Source organism: Tistlia sp., from assembly GCF_040905785.1.
Lineage (GTDB): Bacteria > Pseudomonadota > Alphaproteobacteria > Kiloniellales > DSM-21159 > Tistlia.
The window spans coordinates 1-6,149 of the sequence record NZ_JBBDQW010000042.1; the positions used below are offsets into that span (position 1 = coordinate 1).

Here is a 6,149-nt window from a genome sequence, read left to right on the forward strand (position 1 = left end):
CCAAGACCATCCGATCCGTCGCCTCGACCATTAGCAGGACAGGCTCCTAGCCTGGCCTCCTCAGGCTGACCCGCTCGGCGACGACGACCCGGATGCCGCTTTCGCGGCCGCGCAGCGCGACCTCGCGCCGCTCGCCGTCCAGGACCAGTCCGCTGCGCGCGACGACGGCCTCGGAGGCGACCAGCAGCGCGCCGAATTCCTTGGTCAGGGCCTCCAGCCGGCTGGCGGTGTTGACCGTATCGCCGATCGCGGTGACCGAGACGGCGTGGCCGTAGCCCATCTCGCCGACGATGGCCGGCCCGGCATGGATGCCGATGCCCATGACGAGCCGCCCGCCGATGCTCTCGCCCAGGTGCTCGTTGATCTCCTCGAGCCGCGCCGCCATCGCCGCGGCCGCCTCGAGCGCCTGGCGGCAGGCCGCCTCGATCGGCCCCTCGACGCCGAACAGCGCCATGACGCCGTCGCCGATGAACTTGTCGACGCGGCCGCCGGCCTGCTCCACCGCCGTGCCCATGGCGCTGAAGTAGCGGTTGAGCAGGAACACCACGTCGTAGGGCAGGCGCGTCTCCGCGAACTCGGTGAAGCCGCGCAGGTCCGCGAACAGCACCACGACCTCGCGTTCCTGGCCCTGCAGGTAGCCCGGACGCGCCTGGGCCTGGCGCGGCGTCACGTTCGGCGGCAGCAGCGGCGTCACCTCGAGGTCGCTGGCCGGCCGGGCCTGGCAGGCCAGGCGCACGTTGGGCGAGGCGCCGACCCGGCCAAGCACGCGCCGCTCTGCCTCGTCGGCCGGCGGCAGCGCCTCCAGGCCGCGGCCGATGCGGACCCGGCAGGTCGAGCAGCGGCCGCGGCCGCCGCACAGCGAGGCGTGCGCGATGCCGGCCATGCGGCTCGCCTCGAGGATCGTCGTGCCGGCTGGGGCGGTGACCCGGCGACCGCCCGGGTAGGTCAGCTGGACCCGGCCGCCGCGGTGCTCCCGCCATCGACGCAGCCAGCGCGCCGCCAGCGTCGCGAGCAGCAGCAGCAGGAAGCCGGCCAGGAGCCCGTTCTCGAGGCGCGCCAGCGCGGCCAGCTTGCGCGGGTCCGTGATCGCCTGCTGCAGCACCGCCCAGCGCGCCGCGTTGGCCGGGTCCGCGAGCCAGTCCAGGACCTCGCGGCCGGCGCTCAGGGTGCCGGTCGCCGCCAGTGTCGGCAGCAGGATCGCCAGCGCCAGCAGCCAGGGCGCGCCGCGCGCGTAGCCGGGCCTGAGCCGCAGCCAGAAGTGCAGCCCCAGGCAGCCGTGCAGCCAGGCCGCGACGAGGCCGAGCAGCTGGCGGATGCCCTGCGCCGGCGCCAGCTCGAAGTAGATCGCCAGAACGTAGCGGTAGCCGGCCTCGGTGCCGAACAGCTCGCCGATCGCGCGCGTGCCGAGAACGTGGGCGGCGAGCAGCGGCGGCACCAGGAAGCCGAGCACGAGCTGCGCCGCTTCGCCGCGACCCAGGTCGCTCAGGCGCCGACGGGCATAGAGCGCCCAGAACGCCAGCGCGACATGGATCAGGAGCGCCCCGTAGAGCAGCAGCGTGCCGGCGGGACCGCCCCAGAAGACCCGGAGCCCCTCCAGCAGGCGCTCGGCTGCGCCCAGGGACACCAGGCCGAGGGCGTGGTTGAGCAGGTGCAGGCCGACGTAGCCGAGCAGCACCAGTCCGCTCGCCAGTCGCAGCCGCCTGACCATCGAAGCCCTCCCGCTCCCCATCCCGGCCCGCCGCCGGGATTGCCCGCTGACGGATTTGCCCGCTGACGAATTGCCGGGGCGAGCGCCGCCTAGGCAAGGCCCGCGGCGATCCGTTATAGAGCCGCCAGCATGACCGCGCCCGATCTTCCCGACCAGCCCGACCCCGCAGAGCTCGACGCTGCAGCGTCCGGCCCCAGCGACGAGACGGGCACCCCGTCCCGCGAGCAGCGCCGCGAGCGGCGCCGGCGCCGGCGCGCCGCCCGGGTCTTCGACAGCTCGGTGCCCTCGCCCTGCATCTCGATCTGCCAGATCGAGGAGGCCAGCGGCCTGTGCATCGGCTGCCGGCGCAGCCTCGACGAGATCCGCGACTGGCCGATCCTGACGGCCGAGGAAAAGCGCGCGCTGCTCGCGCGCCTGCCGGCCCGCGGATCGTGAGCCCGGCGCCGGGCGGCCCGGGACCCAGCGGCCAGCCCCGCCACGGCTATCTCCTGCTCGCCGCGATCACGCTGTTCTGGGGCATCAACTGGCCGGCCATCAAGCTCTCGCTCGGGGTCCTGTCGATCTGGGAGTTCCGGCTGCTGTGCGCCGCGGTCGGCGGCCTCGGCCTGCTCGCGCTCTCCCTGCTCGGCGGCCACGGCCTGCGGGTGCCGCGGCGCCAGGTCGGCCCGCTGCTGCTCTGCGCGCTCTTCAACATCGTCGGCTGGCACCTGCTCTCGGCCTTCGGGGTGCTGCTGATGCCGGCCGGCCGCGCCGTGATCCTGGCCTTCACCATGCCGCTCTGGGCCTCGCTCCTGGCGGTGCCGCTGCTCGGCGAGCGCCTGGACGCGACGCGCATCGCCGGCCTGCTGCTCGGCCTCGCCGGCCTGGCGGTGCTGGTCGGGCCCGACCTGCTGGTGTTCGGCACGGCCCCCCTGGGCGCCACCATGATGCTCCTGGCCGCCGCCTCCTGGGGCCTCGGAACGGTGCTGCTCAAGCGCTTCCGCTGGACCCTGCCGACCACGACCCTGGCCGGCTGGCAGCAGGTCGCCGGGGCGGTGGTGATCGGCCTGGGCGGCCTCGCCGTCGGCGGCCTCGGCAGCTGGTCGCCCGACGCCAAGCTGTCCGAGGCGGGCCTGCCGGAGGCGAGTCTGGTCGAGGCGCTCGCCATCCTCTATGCGGCGACCGTGCCGATGGTCTTCTGCATCTGGGCCTTCATGCACACGGTGCGCCTGCTGCCGGCGCAGATCGCCGCTATCGGGACGCTGGCGATCCCGGTGGTCGGCGTTTTCTCCAGCGCGTTGCTGCTTGAGGAGGTCGTAGGGCTGCGCGAGCTGCTCGCCCTGGGCCTGATCTGCACGGCCCTTGCGATCGTGCTGCTGCTGCCCCTGCGGCGCCGGCAAGCCGGCTGAGCGCCGGATGGGCGCGGACCCGCTTTCTTGCATCCGGACCGCCTCCCGGACTATATCTCCGGGAGCATCGCCGGCCCCCGCAACGACCGGCCGCCGCCCCAATCCACGCCACCGCCAGGAGCCGCCGCCATGCCGGCCATCGAGTCACTCAAGGTCAAGATCTTCGCCGACGGCGCCGACTTCGAGAGCATGAAGCAGCTCGCGGGCAACCCGCTGATCAAGGGCTTCACGACCAATCCCTCGCTGGTCAAGAAGGCCGGGGTGACCGACTACGTCGCCTTCGCCAAGGAGGCGCTGGCGGCGATCCCGCACCGCCCGATCTCCTTCGAGGTCTTCGCCGACGAGCTGGACGAGATGGAGGAACAGGCGCTGGAGATCGCGACCTGGGGCGACAACGTCAACGTCAAGATCCCGGTCACCAACAGCAAGGGCGTGAGCACGGCCCCGCTGCTCGGGCGGCTGGCGGCCCAGGGCGTCGAGCTCAACGTCACCGCGATCTTCACCCTGGCCCAGGTCGAGGAGGTCGCCGAGGTGCTGTCGGCCGAGACGCCGGCGATCGTCTCGGTCTTCGCCGGGCGCATCGCCGACACCGGCCTCGACCCCGTCCCGGTGATGGCCGAGGCGGTGCGCATCCTGGCGCCCAAGCCCAAGGCGGAGCTGCTGTGGGCGAGCCCGCGCGAGATCTACAACATCTTCCACGCCGACTCGGTTGGCTGCCACATCATCACGGTCAGCCACGACGTGCTGGCCAAGCTGGACCTGATCGGCAAGGACCTGAGCGGCTACAGCCTGGAGACCGTGCAGGCCTTCTACAAGGACGCGACGGCCGCCGGCTACAGGATCCCGACCCGCCGGGCCGACGCCGCCGAATAGCCGGCTTCCTCCGCGCCGGCGCCGCCGCCCGTCTTGCGGGTCCTGGTCGAGGGGCCGAGGCCGCTGTCGACGCTGCCGCTTCGGGATGCGTAGAGTGGGGCCCCGATAGCCGCCGCGGCCCGCGCGGCGCGCCCGCCCCTTCACCCGTCCCGTTCACAGGCGAGGGTGCCGCTTTCCCGTGTGTGGTATCGCCGGACTGCTGAGCGCCGCCGGAGAGCGCGAGGAAGCGCTGGCCGCGCGCGTCGGCGCCATGACCGCGGCGCTCGCCCACCGCGGCCCCGACGGGCAGGACGTCTGGCTGCAGCCCGAGGCCGGACTCGCCCTGGGCCACCGGCGCCTGGCGATCATCGATCTCTCCGACGCCGGCCGCCAGCCGATGGTCTCGGAGGACGGCCGCTGGGTGCTGACCTACAACGGCGAGATCTACAACCACCGGGTCCTGCGCGGCGAGCTCGAGGCGGAGGGCGCGCGCTTCCGCGGCAACTGCGACGCCGAGGTGCTGCTCGAGGCCTGCGCCCACTGGGGCGTGCGGCGCACCGCCGAGCGGCTCAACGGCATCTTCGCCTTCGCGCTCTGGGACCGGCGCGAGCGCCGGCTGTTCCTGGTCCGCGACCAGCTCGGGGTCAAGCCGCTCTACTGGTCGCTCCGGGACGGCCTGCTGCTGTTCGGCTCGGAGCTGAAGGCGCTGCGCGCCGACCCGGCCTTCGACCCGACCCTCGACCGCGCCGCGCTCGCCGCCTACCTGCGCTTCGCCTACGTCCCGGCGCCGCACACCGCCTATGCCGCGGCGCGCAAGCTGCCGGCCGGGCACATCCTCAGCCTCGCTCCCGGCGAGGCGCCGCGCCTGGAGTGCTACTGGGACGCCCTGGCGATCGCCGAGGCCGGCCAGCGCCAGCCGCAGAACCTGTCGCGGCGCGAGGCGGTGGACCGGCTCGAGGTGCTGCTGCGCGACGCCGTCTCCGGCCAGACCATGGCCGACGTGCCGCTCGGCGCCTTCCTCTCGGGCGGCATCGATTCCTCGACCGTGGTCGCGCTGATGCAGGCCGCCACCGGCCGGCCGGCGCGGACCTTCACGATCGGCTTCGCCGAGGCCGGCTTCGACGAGGCGCCCCACGCCCGGGCCGTCGCCCGGCACCTGGGCAGCGAGCACAGCGAGCTCTACGTCGGCGCCGAGGAGGCCCTGGCGGTGGTGCCGGAGCTGCCGCGGATCTACGACGAGCCTTTCGCCGACCCCTCGCAGATCCCGACCTTCCTGGTCTCGGCCATGACCCGCCAGTCGGTGACCGTGGCCCTGTCGGGCGACGGCGGCGACGAGCTCTTCGCCGGCTATAACCGGCATCTCTGGGGCCTGCGGATCGGCCGCTGGCCGCCGGCGCTGCGCCAGACCGCGGCCAGCGCCCTGGACCGGGTGCCGAACGCGCTCTGGCAGCACGCCGGCGGCCAGGCCGGCGAGCGCGCGCGCAAGCTGAGCCGCGCCCTCGGCGCGCCGGACCTGGCCGCCTTCTACCGGCGCACGGTCAGCCAGTGGGACGAGCCGGGCGCGCTGATCCTGGGCTCGGGCGTCGAGGCGGCGAGCCTGCTCGATGCCTCGGACCTCGCGGCGCGCTTCCCGGATCCGCTCGCCTACCTGCAGGTTCTCGACCTCACGACCTACCTGCCGGACGACGTGCTGACCAAGGTCGACCGCGCCTCCATGGCGGTCGGCCTGGAAACGCGGGTGCCGCTGCTCGACCCCCGGGTCGTCGAGTTCGCCTGGGCGCTCGGGCCGCGGTTCAAGCTGCGCGGCGGCCGCGGCAAGTGGCTGCTGCGCCAGGTGCTGAGTCGGCATCTGCCGGACCGCCTGATCGATCGCCCGAAGCAGGGCTTCTCGGTGCCGATCGGCGCCTGGCTGCGCGGCCCCTTGCGCGACTGGGCGGAGGCCCTGCTCGACGAGCGCCGGCTGCGCGACGAGGGCCTGCTCGATCCCCTGCCGGTGCGCCGGCTCTGGTCCGACCATCTCGCCGGTCGCGTCGAGGGCCAGTACCCGCTGTGGACCGTGCTGATGCTCCAGGCCTGGCGCGAAGCCTGGGGCTGAGGGAGCAAGATTTCCGGGGCGGCCCGGCCGCCGGTCCGGCCGAGCGAGCTTCCACGCCCCTCGACAGAAGCTATGGGGCTGGCGACGAGGCGGTAGCATCCTCGTG

At 73.8% G+C, this 6,149-nt stretch carries 5 protein-coding genes; 4 read left to right on the top strand and 1 reads right to left on the bottom strand.

Annotated elements, in window-relative coordinates:
* Positions 1-46: 46 nt before the first annotated feature.
* Complete coding sequence (locus tag WD341_RS10255) at positions 47-1,708, bottom strand: adenylate/guanylate cyclase domain-containing protein (RefSeq protein WP_368425353.1); 1,662 nt, start codon at positions 1,706-1,708, stop codon at positions 47-49.
* Between the two features lie 129 nt (positions 1,709-1,837).
* Here WD341_RS10255 and WD341_RS10260 point away from each other — a divergent pair, with 129 nt between their 5' ends.
* The 4 genes from WD341_RS10260 to asnB all read left to right on the top strand — a co-directional run bounded on the left by WD341_RS10260 (position 1,838) and on the right by asnB (position 6,043).
* On the top strand, positions 1,838-2,143 hold the full coding sequence (locus tag WD341_RS10260) for a DUF1289 domain-containing protein (protein ID WP_368425354.1): 306 nt from the start codon (positions 1,838-1,840) through the stop codon (positions 2,141-2,143).
* Positions 2,140-3,096 (top strand): DMT family transporter, encoded by a 957-nt coding sequence (locus WD341_RS10265; RefSeq protein ID WP_368425355.1) that lies wholly within the window; start codon positions 2,140-2,142, stop codon positions 3,094-3,096. Before WD341_RS10260 ends, WD341_RS10265 begins: the two co-directional genes overlap by 4 nt.
* A 129-nt stretch (positions 3,097-3,225) precedes the next feature.
* Positions 3,226-3,969 (top strand): transaldolase, encoded by a 744-nt coding sequence (locus tag WD341_RS10270; RefSeq protein ID WP_368425356.1) that lies wholly within the window; start codon positions 3,226-3,228, stop codon positions 3,967-3,969.
* Between the two features lie 178 nt (positions 3,970-4,147).
* Positions 4,148-6,043 (top strand): asparagine synthase (glutamine-hydrolyzing), encoded by a 1,896-nt coding sequence (gene asnB, locus WD341_RS10275; protein WP_368425357.1) that lies wholly within the window; start codon positions 4,148-4,150, stop codon positions 6,041-6,043.
* Positions 6,044-6,149: the final 106 nt, after the last annotated feature.